This is a genomic window from Pseudorhodoferax aquiterrae (genome assembly GCF_014652235.1).
GTDB lineage: Bacteria > Pseudomonadota > Gammaproteobacteria > Burkholderiales > Burkholderiaceae_C > Pseudorhodoferax > Pseudorhodoferax aquiterrae.
The window spans coordinates 62,609-84,391 of the sequence record NZ_BMYK01000023.1; the positions used below are offsets into that span (position 1 = coordinate 62,609).

Annotated in this window: 24 protein-coding genes; 13 read left to right on the forward strand and 11 right to left on the reverse strand. The window is 69.7% G+C overall.

The window, feature by feature from the left end; all coding sequences use genetic code 11:
• Positions 1–24: 24 nt before the first annotated feature.
• Positions 25–498: an FKBP-type peptidyl-prolyl cis-trans isomerase gene (locus tag IE209_RS25775; protein ID WP_189689736.1), complete on the forward strand. Its 474-nt coding sequence runs from the start codon at positions 25–27 to the stop codon at positions 496–498.
• Here the strand turns inward: IE209_RS25775 and IE209_RS25780 are convergent, their stop codons facing one another.
• Complete coding sequence (locus IE209_RS25780; RefSeq protein WP_189689737.1) at positions 499–1,131, reverse strand: phosphatase PAP2 family protein; 633 nt, start codon at positions 1,129–1,131, stop codon at positions 499–501.
• 45 nt (positions 1,132–1,176) lie between these two features.
• Positions 1,177–1,836, reverse strand: a complete 660-nt coding sequence (locus IE209_RS25785; protein WP_229883050.1) for a TetR/AcrR family transcriptional regulator — start codon at positions 1,834–1,836, stop codon at positions 1,177–1,179.
• Positions 1,837–1,907: 71 nt separating this feature from the next.
• Here IE209_RS25785 and IE209_RS25790 point away from each other — a divergent pair, with 71 nt between their 5' ends.
• The 3 genes from IE209_RS25790 to IE209_RS25800 are packed head-to-tail and all read left to right on the forward strand — an operon-like array spanning position 1,908 to position 4,111.
• Complete coding sequence (locus tag IE209_RS25790) at positions 1,908–2,354, forward strand: VOC family protein (protein WP_189689739.1); 447 nt, start codon at positions 1,908–1,910, stop codon at positions 2,352–2,354.
• Between the two features lie 16 nt (positions 2,355–2,370).
• Positions 2,371–2,856, forward strand: a complete 486-nt coding sequence (locus IE209_RS25795) for a DUF1579 domain-containing protein (protein WP_189689740.1) — start codon at positions 2,371–2,373, stop codon at positions 2,854–2,856.
• Between the two features lie 34 nt (positions 2,857–2,890).
• On the forward strand, positions 2,891–4,111 hold the full coding sequence (locus IE209_RS25800; protein WP_229883051.1) for an MFS transporter: 1,221 nt from the start codon (positions 2,891–2,893) through the stop codon (positions 4,109–4,111).
• 3 nt (positions 4,112–4,114) lie between these two features.
• On the opposite strand, the gene IE209_RS25805 is transcribed toward IE209_RS25800, so the two are convergent.
• Positions 4,115–4,771 carry a response regulator gene (locus tag IE209_RS25805; RefSeq protein WP_189689741.1) on the reverse strand — a complete coding sequence of 219 codons (657 nt, stop codon included), beginning with the start codon at positions 4,769–4,771 and terminating at the stop codon, positions 4,115–4,117.
• A complete protein-coding gene (locus IE209_RS25810) occupies positions 4,768–6,201 on the reverse strand; it encodes a cache domain-containing protein (RefSeq protein ID WP_189689742.1) in 1,434 nt (477 codons plus the stop codon). Before IE209_RS25810 ends, IE209_RS25805 begins: the two co-directional genes overlap by 4 nt.
• 408 nt (positions 6,202–6,609) lie before the next feature.
• Here IE209_RS25810 and IE209_RS25815 point away from each other — a divergent pair, with 408 nt between their 5' ends.
• Positions 6,610–7,017 (forward strand): Rid family detoxifying hydrolase, encoded by a 408-nt coding sequence (locus IE209_RS25815; RefSeq protein ID WP_373305432.1) that lies wholly within the window; start codon positions 6,610–6,612, stop codon positions 7,015–7,017.
• Between the two features lie 22 nt (positions 7,018–7,039).
• On the forward strand, positions 7,040–8,509 hold the full coding sequence (locus IE209_RS25820; RefSeq protein WP_189689743.1) for an aminotransferase class V-fold PLP-dependent enzyme: 1,470 nt from the start codon (positions 7,040–7,042) through the stop codon (positions 8,507–8,509).
• 19 nt (positions 8,510–8,528) lie between these two features.
• Here IE209_RS25820 and IE209_RS25825 read toward each other — a convergent pair whose 3' ends face one another.
• The 4 genes from IE209_RS25825 to IE209_RS25840 form a co-directional block, all read right to left on the reverse strand.
• Positions 8,529–9,446: a hypothetical protein gene (locus tag IE209_RS25825; protein ID WP_189689744.1), complete on the reverse strand. Its 918-nt coding sequence runs from the start codon at positions 9,444–9,446 to the stop codon at positions 8,529–8,531.
• A gap of 59 nt (positions 9,447–9,505) precedes the next feature.
• Positions 9,506–9,784, reverse strand: a complete 279-nt coding sequence (locus IE209_RS25830) for a hypothetical protein (protein ID WP_189689745.1) — start codon at positions 9,782–9,784, stop codon at positions 9,506–9,508.
• A gap of 95 nt (positions 9,785–9,879) precedes the next feature.
• A complete protein-coding gene (gene gap / locus IE209_RS25835) occupies positions 9,880–10,878 on the reverse strand; it encodes a type I glyceraldehyde-3-phosphate dehydrogenase (RefSeq protein ID WP_189689746.1) in 999 nt (332 codons plus the stop codon).
• A gap of 24 nt (positions 10,879–10,902) precedes the next feature.
• Complete coding sequence (locus IE209_RS25840; protein ID WP_229883056.1) at positions 10,903–12,984, reverse strand: transketolase family protein; 2,082 nt, start codon at positions 12,982–12,984, stop codon at positions 10,903–10,905.
• Positions 12,985–13,158: 174 nt separating this feature from the next.
• Here IE209_RS25840 and IE209_RS25845 point away from each other — a divergent pair, with 174 nt between their 5' ends.
• The 6 genes from IE209_RS25845 (at position 13,159) to IE209_RS25870 (ending at position 19,013) form a co-directional block, all read left to right on the forward strand.
• Positions 13,159–14,085 carry an MBL fold metallo-hydrolase gene (locus IE209_RS25845; protein ID WP_189689748.1) on the forward strand — a complete coding sequence of 309 codons (927 nt, stop codon included), beginning with the start codon at positions 13,159–13,161 and terminating at the stop codon, positions 14,083–14,085.
• 68 nt (positions 14,086–14,153) lie between these two features.
• The gene (locus IE209_RS25850) at positions 14,154–15,503 is read left to right on the forward strand and encodes an esterase-like activity of phytase family protein (RefSeq protein WP_189689749.1); all 1,350 of its coding nucleotides are present in this window, start codon (positions 14,154–14,156) and stop codon (positions 15,501–15,503) included.
• Positions 15,504–15,610: 107 nt separating this feature from the next.
• Positions 15,611–16,210: an NAD(P)H:quinone oxidoreductase gene (gene wrbA / locus IE209_RS25855; RefSeq protein ID WP_189689750.1), complete on the forward strand. Its 600-nt coding sequence runs from the start codon at positions 15,611–15,613 to the stop codon at positions 16,208–16,210.
• Between the two features lie 29 nt (positions 16,211–16,239).
• Positions 16,240–16,971, forward strand: a complete 732-nt coding sequence (murU, locus tag IE209_RS25860) for an N-acetylmuramate alpha-1-phosphate uridylyltransferase MurU (protein WP_189689751.1) — start codon at positions 16,240–16,242, stop codon at positions 16,969–16,971.
• Positions 16,968–17,609: a Rossmann-fold NAD(P)-binding domain-containing protein gene (locus tag IE209_RS25865; RefSeq protein WP_189689752.1), complete on the forward strand. Its 642-nt coding sequence runs from the start codon at positions 16,968–16,970 to the stop codon at positions 17,607–17,609. The genes murU and IE209_RS25865 overlap by 4 nt, the downstream gene beginning before the upstream one ends.
• Before the next feature lie 24 nt (positions 17,610–17,633).
• Entirely contained in the window at positions 17,634–19,013 is a 1,380-nt protein-coding gene (locus tag IE209_RS25870) for an aminopeptidase P N-terminal domain-containing protein (RefSeq protein ID WP_189689753.1), read from the forward strand.
• Between the two features lie 4 nt (positions 19,014–19,017).
• On the opposite strand, the gene IE209_RS25875 is transcribed toward IE209_RS25870, so the two are convergent.
• Positions 19,018–19,425, reverse strand: a complete 408-nt coding sequence (locus tag IE209_RS25875) for a helix-turn-helix domain-containing protein (protein WP_189689754.1) — start codon at positions 19,423–19,425, stop codon at positions 19,018–19,020.
• Complete coding sequence (locus tag IE209_RS25880; protein ID WP_189689755.1) at positions 19,422–19,712, reverse strand: type II toxin-antitoxin system HigB family toxin; 291 nt, start codon at positions 19,710–19,712, stop codon at positions 19,422–19,424. The genes IE209_RS25875 and IE209_RS25880 overlap by 4 nt, the downstream gene beginning before the upstream one ends.
• Positions 19,713–19,826: 114 nt before the next feature.
• Between IE209_RS25880 and IE209_RS25885 the strand changes: the two genes are divergently transcribed.
• Complete coding sequence (locus IE209_RS25885; RefSeq protein ID WP_189689756.1) at positions 19,827–20,624, forward strand: SGNH/GDSL hydrolase family protein; 798 nt, start codon at positions 19,827–19,829, stop codon at positions 20,622–20,624.
• Here the strand turns inward: IE209_RS25885 and opgC are convergent.
• Complete coding sequence (gene opgC, locus IE209_RS25890; RefSeq protein ID WP_189689757.1) at positions 20,575–21,780, reverse strand: OpgC domain-containing protein; 1,206 nt, start codon at positions 21,778–21,780, stop codon at positions 20,575–20,577. The two genes, IE209_RS25885 and opgC, sit on opposite strands and share 50 nt — an antisense overlap.
• Positions 21,781–21,783 lie beyond the last annotated feature (3 nt).

Here is a 21,783-nt window from a genome sequence, read left to right on the forward strand (position 1 = left end):
CGCGCCCACCGACTCCGCAGCACCATGAAGATCAGCAAAGACACCGCCGTCACCCTGCACTACAGCGTGACCGAAGCCAATGGCAAGCCGCTGGCCAGCCGCGAAACCACGGACTACCTGCACGGCGGCTACGGCAACACCCTGCCCAAGATCGAGGAGGCGCTGGAAGGCCAGGAAACCGGCTTTCGCGTGACGCTGGAGCTGCAGCCCGAGGACGCCTTCGGCCGCCGCGAGGAGGCGCTGGCGCGCACCATCTCCAAGAAGGACTTCCCGCCCGGCGTGAAGGTCGGCGGCCAGCTGCGCGGCATGACCGAGGACGGTCGCGAACAGTTCTTCACGGTCATGAAGATCAAGGGCGACCAGGTGCTGCTGGACGCCAACCATCCCTGGGCCGACAAGGCGCTCAAGTTCACCTTGCAGGTGGGCGGCGTGCGCGCGGCCACGGCCGAGGAGATCGCCCACGGCCATGTGCACGGCGGCCACGGCCACCACCACTGATCAGCGCCGGCGCTGTTCGCGGTGCAGCATGTGGCGCGTGTAGACCGCGTCGCGGCTGGAGGCCAGCAGCGCCATCTTCTGCACGAGGCCATGGGTCTCGGCGGGCTGGCCCATCTGCGGCATCAGGCCCAGCATGCCGGCCAGCGCCATCGGCACCCAGCGCTGGCGCAGGCGCACCGTGCGGCCCGCAGCCCAGGCGATCGGCAGCGCAGCAGCCAGCGCCCCCAGCGCGAAGCCGGCTACGACCTCCGACACCGAGTGCGCGTTCAACACCACGCGCGAGACGCTGACGAGCACGCCCACCAGCAGGCCGGCGGCGATGCCCAGCACCTGCAGGCGCCGCGACCGGTCGGCCACTGCCAGCCATGCCCCCATGGTGAACACCCCGGTCGCGACCGTCGCGTGGCCGCTGATGCCCGTGAAATCCAGCGCGGCGCTGCCGATGCCCCAGCCCATGAAGGCCAGCTTGCTGGCCAGCACCAGCAGCACGGCGGTGCCGAAAGACAGCACCCACACCAGCGCCAGCGGCGCATGCCGTGTCTTGACCAGCCACAGCGCCAGCACCAGCGCGGCGGGCAGCAGCAGCGCAGAGTTGCCGAGGTGGGTGACGGTGGTCCAGAAATGCAGGGGCACGTGCCGATTGTGCGGTGCCGCAATGAAGCCCGCGCCGACGCGGGGCTACAAGCCGCGTTCCACCATGTCGAGCAGGCGTTCTCCCAGGGCGTCCACCTGGGCGGGCGGCAGGCCGCGCAGCGGCCCGTCCAGCAGCAGCAGCGCCAGACCGTGCACGGTGGACCAGGCCAGGAATTCGGCCCCCGGCCGGCGCTCTGGCGGCAGCGCCCCGGCCGCCACCAGCGCGTCGAGCGCCGCACCGAGATGGCGGAACGGATCCAGGCCGGACCGGCCGGCCTTGGCCGGATCGGGCGTGGCCGCGAGCGCAAAGCGCCCGCCGAACGCGGTGCGGAACAAGCCCGTGTGCGCCTGCGCGAAACCCAGGTAGCCCGCGCCCACGGCACGCACGCGGGCACGGGCGCGCGCCACCGCATCGCCCTGCGCGGGCAATTGCGCCATGCGCGCCTCCATCGCCTCGGCCACGGCGGCCACGGCGCCGGCGCGCACGGCGTCCAGCAAATCCTCGCGGTTGGCGAAATGGCGGTAGGCCGCGTTGGGCGCCACGCCGGCGCGGCGCGTGGCCTCGCGCAGCACCACGGCATCGGGCCCGCCCTCGGCGGCCAAGGCCAGCCCGGCCTCCAGCAGTGCGCGGCGCAGGTCGCCATGCCGGTAGCTGCCGCGCGCGGGCAGGGTCCGGGTGCGGGACGGAGGTGTGTTTTCTGCCATGTGGACAGCGTCCATTATTGCTGCCAGAATCTTTGTGGACGCTGTTCACATTGATCCAAAGGAGGCAGTCCATGCAGGTTCAGGCATATCTTTCCTTCGAGGGCCGCTGCCAGGAGGCCCTCGACTTCTACCGCGACAAGCTCGGGGCCCAGGTCGGCTTTCTGATGCGTTTCAAGGACGCGCCGCCCATGGACCAGCCTGCGCCCGAGGGCTGCGCCGGCGGCCCGCCGCCGGACGGCGAAAAGATCATGCATTCGGAGCTGCGCATAGGCGACTCCACGCTGATGGCCACCGACGGCATGGTCAGCGGCAAGCCGAGCTTCGCCGGCATCTCGCTCTCGCTGCTGGTGGCCGACGCGGCCGAGGCACAGCAGCGTTTCGATGCGCTGGCCGATGGCGGCCAGGTGCAGATGCCTCTGGCCAAGACCTTCTTCAGTCCGGCCTTCGGCATGGTGGCCGACCGCTTCGGTGTGCAGTGGATGGTCGTCGCGCAAGATCCCAACCAGGCCACGCGCTGAACCGGAGGCCACTGCGATGGAACCGACCAAGCCCCTTGCTCAGCACCGTTGGCTGCAGCAGCTCGTCGGCGAATGGACCATGCAGGGCGAGGCCGACATGGGCCCCGGCGAACCGCCCAGCCACAGCACGGGCACCGAGAGCGTGCGCATGCTCGGCGAACTGTGGGTGGTGCTGGAAGGCCAGGCCCAGATGCCCGAGGGCGGCGACACCGGCCACATGCGCATGACGCTGGGCTACGACCCGGACCGCCAGGCCTTCGTCGGCAACTGGGTCGGCTCGATGATGACGCTGATGTGGGTCTACCAGGGCCAGCTCGACGCCACGGGCAAGGTGCTCACGCTGGACACCGAAGGCCCGAGCTTTGCCGGCGACGGCACGACGGTGCGCTACCAGGACGTGATCACGCTGGTCGACGCGAACACGCGCACGCTGCACTCGCAGACGCTGGGCCAGGACGGCCAGTGGAAGCGCTTCATGACGGCGACCTACAAGCGACAGTAGGCACGCGCGGGCTCGGGTAGGCTCGCGCCCCGCCATGTCCACGCCTTCCCTGCCTTCCCCGCGCACCGCCTGGCCCATGCTGCTGGCGCTGACGGCCGCCTTCGCCATGAGCCAGGCCTTCCGCACGCTGGCCGCCATCCTGGCGCCGCCGCTGCAGGCCGAGTTCCATCTTTCGCCGCAACAGCTCGGCCTGTTCGCGGCGAGCTTCCATTTCGCCTTCGGTGCGCTGCAGCTGTTCATCGGCATCGGCATGGACCTGCACGGCCTTCGCCGCACCGTGCTGACGGCGTTTCCGCTGGCCATCGCGGGCGCGGCCGTGTCGGCGCTGGCCACGGGCCAGGGCGGGCTGATCCTGGGCCAGCTGTTGATCGGCGTGGGCTGCGCGCCGGCCTTCCTGGCCTGCACGCTTTTCATCGCGCAGAACTTCCCGGCTGAGCGCTTTGCCATGCTGTCGGGCCTGGTGCTCATGCTGGGTGGCACGGGCATGCTGTTCACGGGCACGCCGCTGGCCTGGTTGATCGAGGCCCATGGCTGGCGCTGGGGCATGTGGCTGCTGGCGGCCGGCTCGGCCGCAGCCTGGGCGCTGGTCTGGTGGAAGGTGCCGCACCGGCCGCCTGCCGCCGCGGCGCGCGAATCGCTGGGCCAGGCCCTGCGCGCCTTTGGCGCGCTGTTCCTGATGCCGCACACCTGGGGCATCGTCTGCATGTCGGCCGTGAACTACGCCTCCTTCCTGACGCTGCGTGGCCTGTGGCTGGGCCCGATGCTGGTCGAGCGCCATGGGCTGTCGCTGCTCGTGAGCGGCCATGTGGCACTGCTGGTGTCGGTGGTCTCGCTGGTCAGCCCGCCGCTGTTCGGCCGCTTCGACCCCGGCGGCATGGCGGCGCGGCGCCGGCGCATCGGCCGCTGCACGCTGGCCATGGCGGCGTTGTTCGTGGCCATGGCGCTGCTGCGCGGTCTGGTGGCCGACGTGCTGCTGGCGGTGGCCGTGGCCTGCCTGTCCGGCTACATGGTGCTGCAGTACGCCGACGTGCGCGCCGCCTACCCGCCGGCCATGATCGGCCGCGCGCTGTCAGTGTTCACCATGGCCATGTTCATGGGCGTGGCGCTCATGCAATGGGGCACGGGCTGGGTGGCGGCACAGGCAGCCGGCTGGGGCGCAGAGACCTTCACGGCACCGCTGCTGGCGATCGCAGCGGCGCTGCTGCTGGGCGCACTGGCCTACCGCTGGCTGCCGCAGCCGCCTGCGTCGACTTGAGCGTCACGCATGGCCGACCTGCAGGTCGGCATACGACACCGCGTACTTCACCAGCGCGGCCTGGCCTTCGATGCGCAGCTTGCGGCGCAGGTGCAGCCGGTGCGTCTCCACCGTGCGCACCGAGGCGCCGAGCGCATCGGCGATCTCTCGGTTCGAGCAGCCGTCGGCCAGCAGCGAGAGCACGGCCGATTCCTTGGGCGTGAGATGGCCCCAGGCCCGTGTGACGGGCGGCGGCGCGGGCTCGATCGGCAGCGGCAGGCCCGGGCTGAAGTAGCGCCCGCCCGCGTGCACGGCGTCGATGGCCTCGACCAGGTGGTGGCCCGGGCCGTCCTTGAGCACATAGCCCTGCACCTGCAGCGCGACCGCGCGGCGCACGTACTCGGCGTCCTGGTGCATGGACAGCACCAGCAGCTTGAGCGCGGGAAAGCGCGTGCGGAACAGACCGGCCAGCTGGATGCCGCTGGCGTCCGGCATGCGGATGTCGGTGACCACGATGTCGGGCTGCAGCGTGGCGGCCAGCTCTTCGGCCTCGCGCACGCTGCCGGCCTCGCCGACGACGCGGATGTGCGGCGTGGCATGCAGGCGCATGCGCACGCCGTCGCGCAGCAGCGGGTGGTCGTCGACCAGCAGCACGCGGACGGTGGCAGGTTCTTGGGTCATGGTGTGGACGAGGCCAGGGGCATCGGTGGAGTCGCGGAAACAGGCGCCGCACGCGCGGGCCCGGCAGCAGCCTGCGGCAAGGGCAGCCAGGCCGTGATGCACGTGCCGTGGCGGCCGGATTCGATGGACAGCGTGCCGCCCAGGCTCTCGGCACGCTCGCGCATGTTGCGCAGGCCGATGCCGCGCGTGCCGTCGCCGGTGACGCTGCGCAGGTCGAAGCCCCGGCCGTCGTCGACGACCTGCAGGCCGACGCCGCGGCGCTGACCGTCCAGCACGATGTCCACGCGCGAGGCCTGGGCGTGGTTGCGGCAGTTCTGCAAGGCTTCCTGTGCGATGCGGAACAGCACCGTGCCGTGCTCGGCCGGCAGCGGCCCGGTCGCACCCCGGCACACCAGACCGACCGCGAAGGCACCGCTTTCCTGCACCTGCTGCGCGAGCAGCGTGAGCGCCGGCGCCAGGCCCAGGTCGTCGAGCAGGGCCGGGCGCAGCCCGTGCGAGACGCGCCGGATCTCCACCAGCGCGCTGGACAGGCGCGCCAGCCCCTGGTCCAGCGCTTGGCGCGGCGCCGCCGGGGCGGCCGTGGCCGGGTCGGCCAGCTGCAGCTGCGCGGTCTCGAGCAGGAACTTGGACGAGGCCAGCACCTGCACCACGCCGTCGTGCAGCTCGCGCGCCACGCGCACGCGCTCGTCCTCCTGCGAACGCACCACGCGGCGCGCCAGGCGACGCAGCTTGTCGCTGGAGACGCGGTGGTCCTTGAGGTTGAGCACCAGGCCGCCCAGCCCGATCAGCACCACGCAGACCGCGGCAATGGCGTAGATGCGCTGGCGCGTGGCTTCGATGTTGGTGCGCGCACCGCTCTCGATGGCCTGCAGCGCGCCCTGCACGTCGTCCAGGTAGATGCCGGTGCCGATCACCCAGTCCCAGCCCGGCACCGTGAGCACATAGGCCATCTTGGGCACGACCGACCGGGAGCTCGGCTTGCTCCAGCTGTAGTGCACCACGCCGCCGCCGCGGCGCGCGACATGGAGGATGCGCTGCGCCGAATCGGCGCCGGCCGGATCGTTGGGATCGCAGAAGTCCACGCCCTGCATGGGCAAGGTCTTGGGGTCGATCAGCAGCTGGCCATGCTGGTCGTAGACGAAGAAGTAGCCGTTCTCGCCGAACTGCATGCGCGCCAGCGTGGCCAGCGCCTGCTCCTTGCGGGCGCCGACCTCGCCCGGCCCCTCCGCGATGCGCACCAAGGTGTTGCGCGCAAGCTCGACGTAGTGCTTGAGCTCGGCCTCCTTGCTTTGCATGAAGGCCTTCTGCACGAGCGATTGCTCCTCGCGCACGAGCTTGTAGGTCTGCTGCTGCATGGTGGCGCCCATGAGCAGCAGGGCGACCACGATGGGAACCCCCGAGAGCAGCACCAGCTTGAGGCGCAACTGCATCTCAGCGCCCCACTCCGGGGACCCGGTGCACCAAATTTTCGGAATGTGTAGCAACGTGCATGGCGAGCGTGAATGTGCAGAGCAAACCCGGTGCCAGCCAGTGACGTTTCATTTTGAAACACTGCTGCGCCGCGGCAAAAACAGGCGTCGTGCGGCCCTGCTGCGTACTACCACGTAAGGGAAATGAAACGTCGCGCACAGCGTTGCCATTCCTAGAATTCATCGCAAGTTAGACCGCATTGCACTGCAGCAAAACGTCCCGGGAGGGTCTGGCTTCTTGTCGCTGCGCAGGGTCCCCAGCCCCGCGCGGTTCTCGATTCCAGAAGTAGGAAAGGTGGCTCCATGCCCAACAACATCCGTGCCGGCCGCTTCACCAAGGTGGTGGCCGGCTGCACTGCAGCCTTGCTCATGACGGCCTGCGCCATGCCGACCCAACGCACCGTGCTGTCCACGACCGGCGTGCCGCCGGCGATCGGCCCGTACTCGCAGATGGTTTCCCACGGCAACACGCTGTACCTCTCGGGCGTGATCCCGCTCAACGAGGCCGGCAACGCCGTCGTCGGCACCACCATCGAGGAGCAGACCCATGCCGTGCTGCGCTACATCGGCACGATGCTCAAGTCCCAGGGGCTGGACTACACCGACGTGCTCTCGTCCTCGGTGTTCATGAAGGACCTCAACGAGTTCGCCGCGATGAACAAGGTCTACGGGGAGTACTTCAAGCCCGGCAATGCGCCCGTGCGCGCCACCGTCGAAGTGGCACGTTTGCCGCGTGACGTGAAGGTCGAGATCGCCGTCATCGTCGGTCGCCGTTGAACCCCTCTGGAGCACCCACACCATGCAAGACCAACAGATCGTCACCGCCCGCACCGCAAACCTCGAGGCACTGGCTGCGGCCGACACCACGCGCTGGCCGTCCAAGCGGCGCGACTTCCTGCGCATGCTGGGCTACGGTGCCGGCGCCGCCGCGCTGGGCCCGGCGCTCATGGCCTGCGGCAGCAGCAACTCGGCCACGCCGGCCGCCGAGCTGCGTGCCCAGCTCGCGGCCAACGAGGCCTTCTGGACCGACGTGCAGAACATGTTCACGCTGGACCCGGCCAAGACCTTCATGAACATCGGCACGGCCGGCTCCATGCCCAAGGTGGCGCTGGACCTGTTCGACACCGAGAACCGCAAGAAGGCCCGCGAATCGGGCAACGGCTACACGGACCACAACGCGCTGCGCGCGCTGGTGGCGCCGGCCTTCGGCGTGGATGTGGACGAGCTGGCCTTCTCGGCCAACACCTCCTCGGGCATGTGCCACGCCATCCTGGGCATTCCCTGGCAGCGCGGCGACGTGGTGGTCACGACCAACCACGAGCATGGCGGCGGCAACACGCCGCTCAACATCGCGGTGGACCGCTACGGCATCGAGATCTCGCGCATCGAGATGCCGGTGGGCAACAACCAGACCGCGGCGACCTACCAGAACCTGTTCGACGAGCGCATCCGCACGCTCAAGGCGGCCGGCAAAAACGTGCGCGCCGTGATGTGGTCCTCACCGACCTACGTGACCGGCACGCTGCTGCCGATCGCCGAGATCATGGAGGTGGTGAAGACGCACGGGCTGATCAGCATCGTGGACGGCGCCCACCTGCCGGGCATGATGCACTACGACTACGGCGCGCTGGGCATGGACTTCATGTCCGGCGCCGGCCACAAGTGGCAGTGCGGCCCGGGCTCCACCGGCATCCTGATCATCCGCAACAAGATCCGCGCCTCCAACCCGCTGCCGCTGCCCAAGTGGTACCCGGTGCACACCAGCACCTACTCCACGCGCGAACGCACGACCAACGGCACGGCCACCTACGACATCGCGGCCAGCGTGACCAGCTGCGGCAGCACGCACACGCCGCTGTTCCAGGCCCTGGTCAGCGCCTGCCAGCTGTGGGACCAGATCGGCCGCAAGAACATCGAGACCTACGACCTCACGCTGTCGGCCTACCTCAAGGAGAAGATCGTCGAGCGCTGGGGCGTGGAGTCGCTGTACTCGCCCAAGGACGACCCCAAGCTGGTGTGCGCGCTGACCTCGTTCAACCCGTTCCGCAACAAGGACGACGTGATGAACTCGGCCAAGGCCACGCAGTTCGTCTCGCGCCTGCAGGCCGAGTACCCGCAGGGCCTGATCATCCGCAACGCCAGCTTCCCGGTGATCGGCGCCGCCTCGAACCACTACGCGATGCGCGTCTCCACGCACCTGTGGCACGACGCCAACGACATCGACGCGCTGGTCGATGCCATGTGGGACCTGTCGGGCAAGATGGCCTGAGGGTCTGCGCGGCCGGGCCTCAGCCCAGCTCGGGCGCCAGGCCCGGCGCCTTGTCCATGTCGGCCCCGTTGTACAGCTTGTGCTGGGCAGCGGGGCTGCCCACGTCGGACACCACGGCCAGGCGCCATTGCGGGTCGCGCCGCGCGAAGGCGCGCTGCCCGGCCGTCAGCGCATAGCCGGTCGCCCCCGTGGCCGTGCCCTTCACGACGAGCTTGAGCAGGGTCTTGCCCTTCTTGTCGCGCACCTCGGCCTCGTAGCCCGGGTTGGGCGCCTCCAGCAGCTCGGTCTTGTAGCCGTAGCCGGCGAAATGGCGCGTCAGGTGGTCCAGCGCGGCGCTGTGCAGGTCGCCGCCACCGCCGACCTCGATGGCCGGCGCATCGGGCGCGGCGTCCACGATGCCGGCACGCGCACGCGCAGCCTGGATCTCGGCCTCGTTCGGCACCCAGCCGCGCGGGCCGCGCACCAGCACCACATGGCGCTGCTCGGGGCTCCAGACGGCCACGTGCCAGGGCTCGTCGTCGGGCACGCGCACCGACATGCGGGCGGCCTTGTCGGTCTCGATGTCGGCGATGGCCACGCGGTTGGTCTGCAGCACGGCGCGCAGGGGCTGGTCGGCGTCCAGCGCCCGCTTGATGAGCTGGATGCGGTCCTTGGTGCGCTGGATGCGCAGGTCGGTGCGCTCGCCGCCGCCGATGCGGTGCAGCGGGTCGAGCGACTCGAGCAGGAACCAGCGCCCACCCTCGCCCACGCTGACGAGCTCGGCCCAGATGGTCACGATGATGTTGTCGCCGGTCGCCAGCCAGGCCAGGTCGGAGGCCGTGTCGCGCGCGTCGAACACGCCCATCTTGGCGATGATCTCCACCGGCGTGCGTTTGTCGCCGGACAGGCGTTTCTCGTTGATGACCGCCAGGACGGCGGGTGCGACTTCTTTGTCCATGGAAAACAGGAGGGCCGGTCTCGACCGGCCCTTTTTCTGGGGGGTGGAAGGAGGGGGGCTCAGCCGCGCGGTGGCGCGGCGGCCTTGTCCAGCGCGGTGTTGACCTCGTCCAGCGTCTCGGCCGACTGGGTCAGCGTCTTCTCGACGGCGCCCGTGTGGCCCAGCGCCTGCTCGATCTCGCGCGTGCGCGCTTCCTCGCTCAGGTGGGTGTCGAGCACGGTGTTGGCCACGGCCAGGTCGTCGGCCGCCTGCCGGATGTCGGCGGCGACCTCCTTGGCCTTTTCGATCGCCTGCTCCAGGTGCTTGGCGGCCTGGGCATCGTTGGAAGGCTGGGACATGGTGGAACTTCTGGGACAAGGCGGGCGCACATCGTAGCGCGCCCGCCAGCGCCGGGACAAGCCGCCCGGCGCAGCGCTTCGCTTACTTGGCGCTCTTACTTCGCAATCACGCGGACCATTTCGAGCACCTTGTTCGAGTAGCCCCACTCGTTGTCGTACCAGGAGACCAGCTTGACGAAGGTGCCGTCCAGCGCGATGCCGGCTTCGGCGTCGAAGATCGAGGTGCGGGCGTCGCCGCGGAAGTCGGTGGCGACCACCTTGTCTTCCGTGTAGCCCAGCACGCCCTTGAGCGCGCCCTCGGACTGGGCCTTGAACTCGGCGCAGATGTCCTTGTAGCTGGCTTCCTTGACCAGTTCCACCGTCAGGTCGACCACCGACACGTCGGAGGTCGGCACGCGGAAGGACATGCCGGTCAGCTTCTTGTTCAGCTCGGGGATCACCACGCCCACGGCCTTGGCGGCACCGGTGCTGGAGGGAATGATGTTCTCCAGGATGCCGCGGCCGCCGCGCCAATCCTTGTTGGACGGGCCGTCCACGGTCTTCTGCGTCGCGGTGGCAGCGTGCACGGTGGTCATCAGGCCGCGCTTGATGCCCCACTTGTCGTTGAGCACCTTGGCCAGCGGGGCCAGGCAGTTGGTCGTGCACGAGGCGTTGGAGATGATGGCCTCGCCCTTGTAGCTCTTGTCGTTCACGCCGAACACGAACATGGGCGTGTCGTCCTTGGACGGGGCCGACATGATGACCTTCTTGGCGCCGGCGTCGATGTGCTTCTGCGCGGTTTCCTTGGTCAGGAACAGGCCGGTGGACTCGACCACGATGTCGGCGCCGATCTCGTTCCACTTCAGCGCGGCGGGGTCGCGCTCCTGCGTCAGGCGGATCTTCTTGCCGTTGACGATCAGCGTGTTGCCGTCCACGGCGATGTCGCCCTTGAAGCGGCCATGCACCGAGTCGTACTGCAGCATGTAGGCCAGGTAGTCGGGCTCGAGCAGGTCGTTGATGCCCACGACTTCGATGTCGGAGAAGTTCTGCACCGCCGAACGCAGCACGTTGCGGCCGATGCGGCCGAAGCCGTTGATACCGATCTTGATCGCCATTGCTTTCTCTCCTGAGGTTGAAACTTACTTGGACAAAACCTTGCGCACGGTGGCCGCCACGTTCTCGGACGTGAAACCGAAGTGCTTGAACAGCACGGGCGCGGGGGCAGACTCGCCATAGGTGTCGATGCCGACCACGGCCGCGCAGCCGTACTTCCACCAGCCGTCGGTCACGCCCATTTCCACCGCGATGCGCGGCAGGCCTTCGGGCAGCACGGCCTTCTTGTAGGCCAGGCTCTGGCGGTCGAAGGTGGTGGTGCTGGGCATGGAGACCACGCGCACGGCGATCTTCAGTTCTGCCAGCTGCTTCTGGGCGGCCAGCGCCAGCTGCACTTCGGAGCCGGTGGCGATGATCACGGCGCGGGCCTTGCCCTTGAGGCCCACGTCGGCGGGCTCGCTCAGCACGTAGGCGCCGCTGGCGATGTGGTCCAGCGCGTCCTCGCTCTTGGGCGCGTAGGGCAGGTTCTGGCGCGACAGCAGCAGCGCGGTCGGCCGGTTCTTCTGGGCCAGGGCCACGGCCCAGGCGATGGCGGTCTCGGCCGTGTCGGCCGGGCGCCAGACGTCCAAATTGGGAATCAGGCGCAGGCTCGCGGCATGCTCGATGGACTGGTGCGTGGGGCCGTCCTCGCCCAGGCCAATGGAGTCGTGCGTGAACACGTGCACCACGCGCTGCTTCATGAGCGCGGCCATGCGGATGGCGTTGCGGCTGTAGTCGCTGAAGGTCAGGAAGGTGCCGCCGTAGGGGATGTAGCCGCCGTGCAGCGCCACGCCGTTCATGATGGCGGCCATGCCGAATTCGCGCACGCCGTAGTTGATGTGGCGGCCGATCACGCCGTGCGGCGGCTCCTCCACCGGGGCGGCCTTCTCGTCCTCGGCACCGGCCTTGCGGTCGGGCGCGGCGCCCAGCACCACGGCGCCGGTTTCGGCCTCGAAGCGCAGCGCCGGTGTGTGGCTGGTGTTGGTCAGGTTGGAGCCGGTCAGGTCGGCAGAGCCGCCCAGCAGCTCGGGCAAGGCGGCCGTGAAGCCTTCCAGCGCCAGCTGGCTGGCCTTGCGGCTGGCCACGGTGGCCGCCAGGTCATGGGCTTCGGAGGCGATGCGCGCGGCGGTCTCGGCGAAGCTGGCGGGCAGCTCGCCCTGCATGCGGCGCGTCAGCTCGGCGGCCAGTTGCGGGTGGGCCGCCTTGTAGCCGGCGAACAGCACGTCCCAGTCGGCCTCGGCGGCCAGGCCCTTGGCCTTGGCGTCCCAGGCGGCATAGACGTCTTCGGGGATCTCGAAGGGGGCGGCATCCCAGCCCAGCGCTTCGCGCGTGAGCTTGATTTCCTCGGCACCCAGCGGCTCGCCGTGGGCCTTGGCCGTGCCGGCGCGGTTGGGCGAGCCCTTGCCGATGGCGGTCTTGCAGATGATCAGGGTGGGCTTGCCCTGCGAGGCCTTGGCCTCCTCGATGGCCTTGGAGACGGCTTCGGCGTCCTGGCCGTCGACCGGGCCCAGCACCTGCCAGCCGCTGGCGACGAAGCGCAGCGCCGTGTTGTCGATGAACCAGGGCGCGACCTTGCCGTCGATGGAGATGCCGTTGTCGTCGTACAGCGCGACCAGCTTGTCCAGCTTCCAGGCACCGGCCAGGGCCACGGCCTCGTGGCTGATGCCTTCCATGAGGCAGCCGTCGCCCAGGAACACGTAGGTGCGGTGGTCGACGACGGGGAAGTTCGGCCGGTTGAATTCAGCGGCCAGCAGCTTCTCGGCCAGCGCCATGCCCACTGCGTTGGTGATGCCCTGGCCCAGCGGGCCGGTGGTGGTTTCCACGCCGGGCGTGATGCCGTGCTCGGGGTGGCCGGCAGTCTTGCTGTGCAGCTGGCGGAAGTTCTTGAGTTCTTCGATCGGCAGCGCGTAGCCCGTCAGGTGCAGCAGCGCGTACAGCAGCATGGAGCCGTGGCCGTTGGACAGCACGAAGCGGTCGCGGTCGAACCAGGCCGGGTTGCGCGGGTTGTGCTTGAGGTGGCGGGCCCACAGCGCGACGGCCATGTCGGCCATGCCCATGGGGGCGCCCGGGTGGCCGGAATTGGCCTGCTGCACGGCGTCCATGGCCAGCGCGCGGATGGCGTTGGCCATGCGGCTGGCGGGCGCGGCGGCCTCAACGACGGGGGTGGAAGAGGCCAGCGTGTCAGTGTTCGCCATGGGTGGGCAGCTCCGGTCGAAATCGGGGGAAACCCGGGATTTTAGCGAGGCGGCCATGCCACGGCTCTGCCCTACAGTCGCCAAGGCTCCACCACCTGGCCCCTGCCCATGCCTTCTCTTCCCGCTGGCGTCGTGCTGTTCGAGCGCGGCTGGCTCTCCTCGAACAACCTGTTGCTGACCGATCCGCGCGGCGCGGGCCCGGCCGCGCTGGTCGATTCAGGCTATTGCACGCATGCCGCGCAGACGCTGGCGCTGCTGGACCAGGCCCTGGGCGGCGCGCCGCTGGACCGGCTGCTCAACACCCACCTGCACAGCGACCATTGCGGCGGCAACGCGGCCTTGCAACAGCGCTACCCCGCGTTGCACACGGCCATCCCGCCGGGCCAGGCCCAGGCGGTGCGCGACTGGGACGCCGACGCGCTGAGCTACGCGCCCACGGGCCAGCTGTGCCCGCGCTTCAATTTCGACAGCCTGCTGCAACCCGGCCAGGAGGTCGCCCTGGGCGCCGGGCACTGGCAGGTGCATGCGGCACCCGGCCACGATCCGCATGCCGTGCTGCTGTTCGAGCCCTCCTGGCGGCTGCTCGTGGCCGGCGACGCGCTGTGGCACAACGGCTTCGGCGTGGTGTTCCCCGAGCTCGAAGGGGCATCCGCCTTCGCCGAGGTCGGTGCCTCGCTGGACCTCATCGAACGGCTGGCCCCGGCCACCGTCGTGCCGGGCCATGGCGGCGCCTTCGACGACGTGGGCCCGGCGCTGGAGCGCGCGCGCCGGCGGCTGGACGGCTTCGTCGCCGCGCCGCGCAAGCATGCGCTGTACGCGGCCAAGGTGCTGCTGAAATTCAAGCTGCTGGAACTGCAGTCCATCGGCGAGGCCGCGCTCCTGGACTGGGCCCGGCGCACGCCCTACTTCCAGACCCTGCACGTGCGGCACTTCGCCGATACCGGCCCCATCGACGCCTGGGGTGCAACATTGGTCGAGGACCTGCTGCGCTCGGGTGCCGCGGCGCGCGAGGGGGCACTGCTGGTCAACCGCTAGCGTTCACGTGGCTGTCATGCGGCGCGGGCAGGCTCGCGGGCTTGTCTTTCCACCCCGGACCCCTTCGCATGTTCCGCCTGACCCTCGCCGCGCTCTCCTGCGCCGCCGCCCTGTCCCCCGCCGCCCAGGCCCAGCAGGCCTACCCGGTCACGCTGGCCGGCCACGCCGTGCTGCCCGCCCTCACGCTGATCGCGCCGCCGGCCGATGCGCCGGCCGACCTGCGCATGGCCGGCAAGTTCACGACGGCCCAGCGCGCGGACCAACCCGGTGCGGTGATGGGCCTGTCCGGCGGCCGGCCCACGGGCATTGGCCTGCCGTTCCAAGGCCAGCCCGCCCAAGGCCATTCGGGCATCAAGCGCATGGCCGACGGCAGCTTCTGGATCCTCACGGACAACGGCGCCGGCAGCAAGGCCAACTCGCCGGACTTCATGCTCTACCTGAACCACTACGCGGTGGACTTCCAAAGCGGCCGCTTCGAGCGCAAAAAGACCGTGTTCCTGCACGATCCCGACCGCAAGGTGCCCTTCCGCATCGTCCAGGAGGGCAGCGAGAAGCGCTACCTGACCGGCGCGGACTTCGACCCCGAGAGCTTCCAGTTCGCCGGCGGCGCGCTGTGGATCGGCGAGGAGTTCGGGCCCTACTTGATCCAGGCCGACCTGGACGGCAAGGTGCTGGCCGTGTTCGAGACCCAGGCGGACGGCAAGACCGTGCGCTCGCCCGACCACCCGGCCGTCGCGATGCCGGGCGCGCCCGACGCTGCGCTGCCGGCCTTCGAGGTGCGCCGTTCCAAGGGCTTCGAGGGCATGGCCGCCTCGCCCGACGGCAGCAAGCTCTACGCGCTGCTGGAAGGCCCGCTCTGGAACGCCGCCACCCATTCCAACGAGATGGTGGACGGCAAGACCGCGCTGCGCGTGCTCGAGTTCGACGTGCAGAAGAAGGCCTGGACCGGCCGCCACTGGAAGTACCCGCTGGAGGCCGGCCACCACGCCATCGGCGACTTCAACATGGTCGACGCGACGACCGGCCTCGTCATCGAGCGCGACAACGGCGAAGGCACGCTGGACAAGGCCTGCCCCGCCGGCGAGAAGCGCAACGACTGCTTCCACGACCTGGCCAAGTTCAAGCGCGTCTACAAGATCGAGATGACGCAGGCCAACGTGGGCCAGGCCGTGCGCAAGATCGGCTACATCGACCTCATGGCCATCCAGGACCCGAACAAGCTGGCGAAGAAGCCCTTGACGAACGGCGTGCTGACCTTCCCGTTCTTCACGATCGAGAACGTGGACATCGTGGACGCCACGCACATCGTGGTCGGCAACGACAACAACCTGCCGTTCAGCAGCAGCCGCGTGCCCGACCAGGCCGACGACAACGAGCTCGTGCTGCTCGAGGTGGGCGAACTGCTGCGCGCCAAGTGAGGGGCTCCATTCAAAAGGCTTGAATGCTGCCTTCACCTTTGGGCGATGCCGGCCGGGTTGAGGCCGCCAACAATGCAGCCATCTCTTCACCCACCTGGAAGCACACCATGGCCAAAGTCCTCGTCCTCTACTACTCCACCTACGGTCACATCGAGACCATGGCCGGCGCCATCGCCGAAGGCGCGCGCGCCGCGGGCGCCCAGGTGGACATCAAGCGCGTGCCCGAGACGGTGCCCGAGGAGATCGCCAGGAAGTCGCACTTCAAGCTGGACCAGGCGGCGCCCGTGGCCAAGGTCGAGGACCTCGCGAACTACGACGCCATCGTGGTCGGCACCGGCACGCGCTTCGGCCGCATGTCCTCGCAGATGGCGGCCTTCCTGGACCAGGCCGGCGGCCTGTGGGCCCGAGGCGCGCTGAACGGCAAGGTCGGCGCGGCCTTCACCTCCACGGCCACCCAGCACGGCGGCCAGGAGACCACGCTGTTCTCCATCATCACCAACCTGCTGCACTTCGGCCTCGTGATCGTGGGCCTGCCCTACAGCCATGGCGGTCAGATGACGCTGGACGAGATCGTCGGCGGCGCCCCGTATGGCGCGACCACGATCGCCGGCGGCGACGGTTCGCGCCAGCCCAGCGACATCGAACTGGCCGGCGCACGCCACCAGGGCGAGCTGGTGGCCAAGACGGCGGCCAAGCTGTTCGGCTGAACCACCGCCCGGTCCCGATAATCGGGACCATGCCTTCCCCGACCTCCCCTGCGCAGCCCGTCCGCTGCGCCATGGTGCTCGCTGCCGGCCGCGGCGAGCGCATGCGGCCGCTGTCCGACCAGACCCCCAAGCCGCTGCTGGCCGTGCATGGCAAGCCCATGGTCGTCTGGCACCTGGAGGCGCTGGCGCGCGCGGGCGTGCAGCGCGTCGTCGTCAACACGGCCTGGCTGGAGGAGCAGATCCCGGCCGCGCTGGGCGACGGCAGCCGTTGGGGCCTCACGATCCACTACTCCATGGAAGGCCGCGACCATGGCGGTGCGCTGGAGACGGCCGGCGGCATCGCCAAGGCATTGCCCTGGCTGGACGAGTGCTTCTGGCTGGTCTCGGGCGACATCCACGCGCCCGATTTCGCCTACGACGCCGCGCGGGCCGCGGCCTTCGTGGCGCAGCCCGCGCTTCTGGCCCACCTGTGGCTGGTGCCCAATCCCGACTTCCACCCCACCGGCGACTTCGGCATCGCCGCCGACGGCCTGGCCCTGGCCGATGCCGGCCCGGATGGCCGGCGCTGGACCTACGCCAACTTCGCGCTGATGCGCAAGGCGTTGTGCGCCGGCGTGCCCGTGGGCCAGAAAGCCGCGTTGGGCCCGCTGCTGAAGGCCGCGATCCGCGACCGCCAGATCGGCGCCGAGGTCTACCACGGTGCCTGGCACAACATCGGCACGCCGGCCCAGTTGGCGGCCCTGGACGGAGCCGCCCCGTGAAGGTGCTGCTGGCCGGCGCCACGGGCCTGGTCGGCCGCGAAATCCTCGCGCTGCTGCTGGCCGACCGCGGTGTCGCAGCCGTCCACACGCTGGGCCGGCGCGCGCCGCCCACGCCGCACGCCAAGCTGCACCACCATGTTTCGGACCTGCGCAGCATCCCGACGCTGCCGCCGCTGGACAGCGCTTTCATCGCCCTGGGCACCACGATCAAGGTGGCCGGCAGCCAGGAGGCCTTCCGCGCCGTGGACCACGATGCCGTGCTGGCCGTGGCCCGCGCGGCGCGGGCCGCGGGCGCCCGCCGGCTGGGCCTGGTCAGCGCCATGGGGGCGGACGCCGGCTCGCGCGTGTTCTACAACCGCGTCAAGGGCGAGGTCGAGCAGGCCGTTGCGCAGATCGGCTTCGAGACCCTGGTCATCGCACGGCCCTCGCTGCTGGTCGGCGACCGCGGCCCGCTGGGCCAGCCCGAGCGCCGCGGCGAGGTCGTCGGCGAGGCCATCAGCCGCTGGCTGCGGCCGCTGATCCCGGCCAACTACCGCGCGATCCGCGCCGGCGACGTGGCCCATGCGCTGGTGTCCTCCGTCGCACGCGGCGCGCCGGGCCGCAGCCTTCTGCTGTCGGGCCAGATGCAGCGCGGCTAGGCCGCGCGGCGTTAGCATCGCCGCATGACCACGCCCTACGCCCAACGCCGCGCCGAAGTCGCCCGCCAGATCGGGCGCGACGGCATCGCCATCGTCCCGACCGCACCGGAGCGCCAGCGCAACCGCGACAGCGACTTCCTGTACCGGCACGACAGCTACTTCTACTACCTGACCGGCTTCACCGAGCCCAATGCCTGGCTGGTCATCACCGGCGACGGCAGCAGCACGCTGTTCTGCGCGCCCAAGGATCTGGAGCGCGAGATCTGGGATGGCTACCGTCTCGGCCCGGAGGCCGCGCCCGAGGCGCTGGGCGTGAGCGCGGCCCACTCGGTGGCCACGCTGGACGCCCAGCTGCCCAAGCTGCTGGAGAACCGCGGCACGGTCTGGTTCCCGTTCGCGATCCACAAGGGGCTGGAGTCGCGCATCGACGGCTGGCTGTCCTCGGTGCGCGCACGCGTGCGCTTCGGCGCGCTGTGCCCCGAGTCGCAGCGCGACCTGTGCGGCATCCTGGACGAGATGCGGCTGGTCAAGGACGCGCACGAGCAGGACATCATGCGCCGTGCCGCGCAGATCAGCGCCGAGGCCCACATCCGCGCCATGCAGACCAGCGCGCGCATGCTGCGCGAAGGCAAAGAGGTGCGCGAGTACCACCTGGACGCCGAGCTGCTGCACGCCTTCCGCATGGGCGGCTCGCAGTACCCGGCTTACGGCTCCATCGTGGCGGCCGGCGCCAACGCCTGCGTGCTGCACTACCGCGCCGACGCCGCGCCCGTGCGCGATGGCGAACTCGTGCTGATCGACGCCGGCTGCGAACTCGACGGTTACGCCAGCGACATCACGCGGACCTTCCCGGCCAATGGCAAATTCACCGGCCCGCAGCGCGCGCTGTACGACCTGGTGCTGGCCAGCCAGGACGCGGCCGTGGCGGCCACGCGGGCGGGCAAGCGCTTCAACGACCCGCACGAGGCCACCGTCAAGGTGCTGGCCCAGGGCATGCTGGACCTCGGCCTGCTGGACAGGAACAAGGTCGGCAGCGTCGACGACGTGGTCGAGAAGCGCGCCTACTTCGCCTACTACATGCACCGCACCGGCCACTGGCTGGGCATGGACGTGCACGACTGCGGCAGCTACGTGGAGCCCAGCGAGATCGGCAATGGCAGCCAGCGCAAGGATGCGCTGTCGGGCGAGACCATCACCGACCGCCCCAGCCGCATCCTGCGCCCCGGCATGGTGCTGACCATCGAGCCCGGCATCTACGTGCGGCCCGGCACCGAGGCGCCGGAGCAGTTCCACGGCATCGGCATCCGCATCGAGGACGACGCCATCGTCACGGCCGACGGCTGCGAACTCATCACGCGCGGCGTGCCCGTGAAGGCCGACGAGATCGAGGCGCTGATGCGCTGAGGCTTCAGGCCAGCATCTCCATCGGCACGGAAAAGCGCTGTGCCAGCGCCTTGACCTGGCGCAGGTTCAGCGCCCGCTTGCCGGCCAGCACGGCGCTGACCACGCTCTGGGCGCCGATCTCGGGCAGGTCGGATTGTTTCAGGCCATGCTCTTCCATGAGGCTGGCCAGCACCGAGGCCGGCGTGCTGGTGTCGGGCCAGGGGTGGACCCGGTCCTCGTATTCGCGCACGCGATCGGCCAGCAGTTCGACCAGGCCACCGAGCGGGTGGGCAGGGTCGGCGGCCACCTGGTCGAACACTTGGTCGATAAAAGCCAGCACCTGCGCATAGGCCGCCTCGTCCGCAATGGGAGCGCCCAGGCCCAGGGCTTCATGCAACGCCACCCAATGGCCGGCCACATCGCGCACGTTCATTTCCAGGCTCCTTTGTCGTACTCGGCGTGCGTCAGCACGGCCTTGACCCACAGCATGCGCCGCGCGAAATCCAGCGCGGCGACCAGGCGGTACTTGTTGCCGCCGATGTTGAACACATAGCGTTCGCCGACCTTGTCGACCGCGGGAAACACCGCCCGCAGATCGGCGAAGTGCGCGAAGCTGCCCTTTTCGATCTTGCGCCGGAAGTCCTGCAGAGGCTGCGCCGCATCCGCATGGACAGTGGCGAACTCACGCAGCGCGCGGTTGGAGATCAACTTGGTCGGCACAGCACTTTATAGCAGATTGCTATGTTAGAGATGCCTTTCCGTACGCACGGCCGCACAGCCGGCGTGGGCCTGTTCCGACACATTGCGGGCGACCTGCCGTGGCATGCTGCGTCCATGCGCACAACCAAACGCCGCCTGACCAAGCTCGCCTTCGCGCTGTACAGCCTGGGACTCGGCGCCTCGGCAGGGGCGCAGACCATGCCATTGCAGACCGGCCGCGGGGCGCCCCAGCAGCGCGCCGCCACGGCCGTGGACACGCGCTGGAAGGAGAGCTTCGACGCCTTCGCCGCGGCCGACCTGCAGCAGGCGCCGCAGACCGGCGGCGTGCTGTTCGTCGGCAGTTCCTCGATCCGGCTCTGGGACGATCTGGAGACCCAGTTCGACAAGATGCCGGTGATCAAGCGCGGCTTCGGTGGCTCGCGCATGCTGGATGTGGCCGCCCATGTGGAGCAGCTGGTGCTGCCCTACAAGCCCCGGTTGATCGTCGTTTACGCTGGCGACAACGACCTGGCCGAAGGCCGCACGCCGCAGCAGGTGCTGGACAGCTTCGCCGAGTTCGTGGAACGCGTGCGCGCCGAACTGCCCCACACGCGCATCGCCTACCTGTCGATCAAGCCCAGCCCCTCGCGCGCGGCGCTGATGCCGCAGGCCATGCAGGCCAACGCGCTCATCGCGGGCTACAGCGCGAACACGCCCAACCTGGACTTCATCGACATCTATTCGCGCATGCTCGATGCCGATGGCAAGCCCCGCACCGACCTCTACTCGGCCGACGCGCTGCACATGAACCCGGCCGGCTACGCGATCTGGAAAAGCACGATCACGCCGCACCTGCTGCCGCAGCAGCCCCAGGCCGCCGGGCTCAACGCGGCAGCGCTGCGGAAGACGGCGTCGGCCCCGCCTGCTCCTTGATGCGGCGCGCGGCGCGCGCGCTGCGCCGCGCGGCCGCCTGGCGGTCCAGCTCCTGGCTCAGCAGCGCCACACCGTACAGCGCGGCGAACGAGACCACCACGATGCCCACGTCGATCCACGCGCTGCGCGCGGGCGTGGGCGCACCGAACAGCGCCAGTGCCAGCAGCGCCAACACCAGGTGGCCGCAGAACACCGGCAGTGAGGCCGCCCCCAGCGTCTCCAGTGCGCGCACGCGCGGCAGGTGCGTGGCCAGCCATGGCGCGTAGTGCATGGCCAGCACCAGCAGGGCGAACAGGTTGAACAGCCGCAGCGGCGCCAGCTGCCACTTGTCGAACAGCATGTTCAAGCCGGCGTCCTGCGGGATGGGCACCTGGCCGACCACGTGGCGCCAGACGAAACACACCGCCGCATAGACGATCGCGGTGTGCAGCAGCCAGCGCGGGAACACGACGGGCGGGCGCTGGGCGGCGCGCTCGGCCCCCATCCACAGCCCCATGATCCAGAGGAACTGCCAGGCCAGCACGTCGAAGGCGCCGGTCTGCACCAGCGGCACGCGGATGCCGGCGGCCGGCGCCAGCGCCTCGTAGAGCCAGGCGCCGACCTTGAACTGCGCCGCCAGCCACAACGCCACGCTGCAAGCCAGGATGCCGCCCCAGCCATGGCGCAGGCCGTGCAGCAGCACCATGGGGCTGATCAGCATGAACAGCACGTACAGCGGCAGGATGTCAAGCAGAGGCGGGCTGTAGATCAAGAGCAGCGCGCCGACCAGCGCGTGCAGCGGCTCGTGCAGGTAGTACTTCATGAGGCCGGTGATGGCGTCCTCCTGCAGCACCACGGCGATCAGCGCCACCACGCTGAACAGGAACAGCAGCATGGCGGCCTGGCACAGGTAGATCTTGGCCACGCGGCGGTAAAAGGCCGCACGCATGCGTTCTTCGCCCTCCTTGCGCTCGCGGCCCGCATAGACCATGCCGGCCATGAAGCCCGACAGCAGCACGAAGCCCTCGGCCGCCGAGACGAAGCCGAAGGGCTGGCCCGTGGGCGAGGCGAACAGCGTGGGCAGGTGCGTGAAGGTCATCAGCACCAGCATGAGGCCGCGCAGCGCGTCGATCTGCCACAGGCGCTGGCTGGGCTGGCCAGGGGAGGGCGCGGACATGCG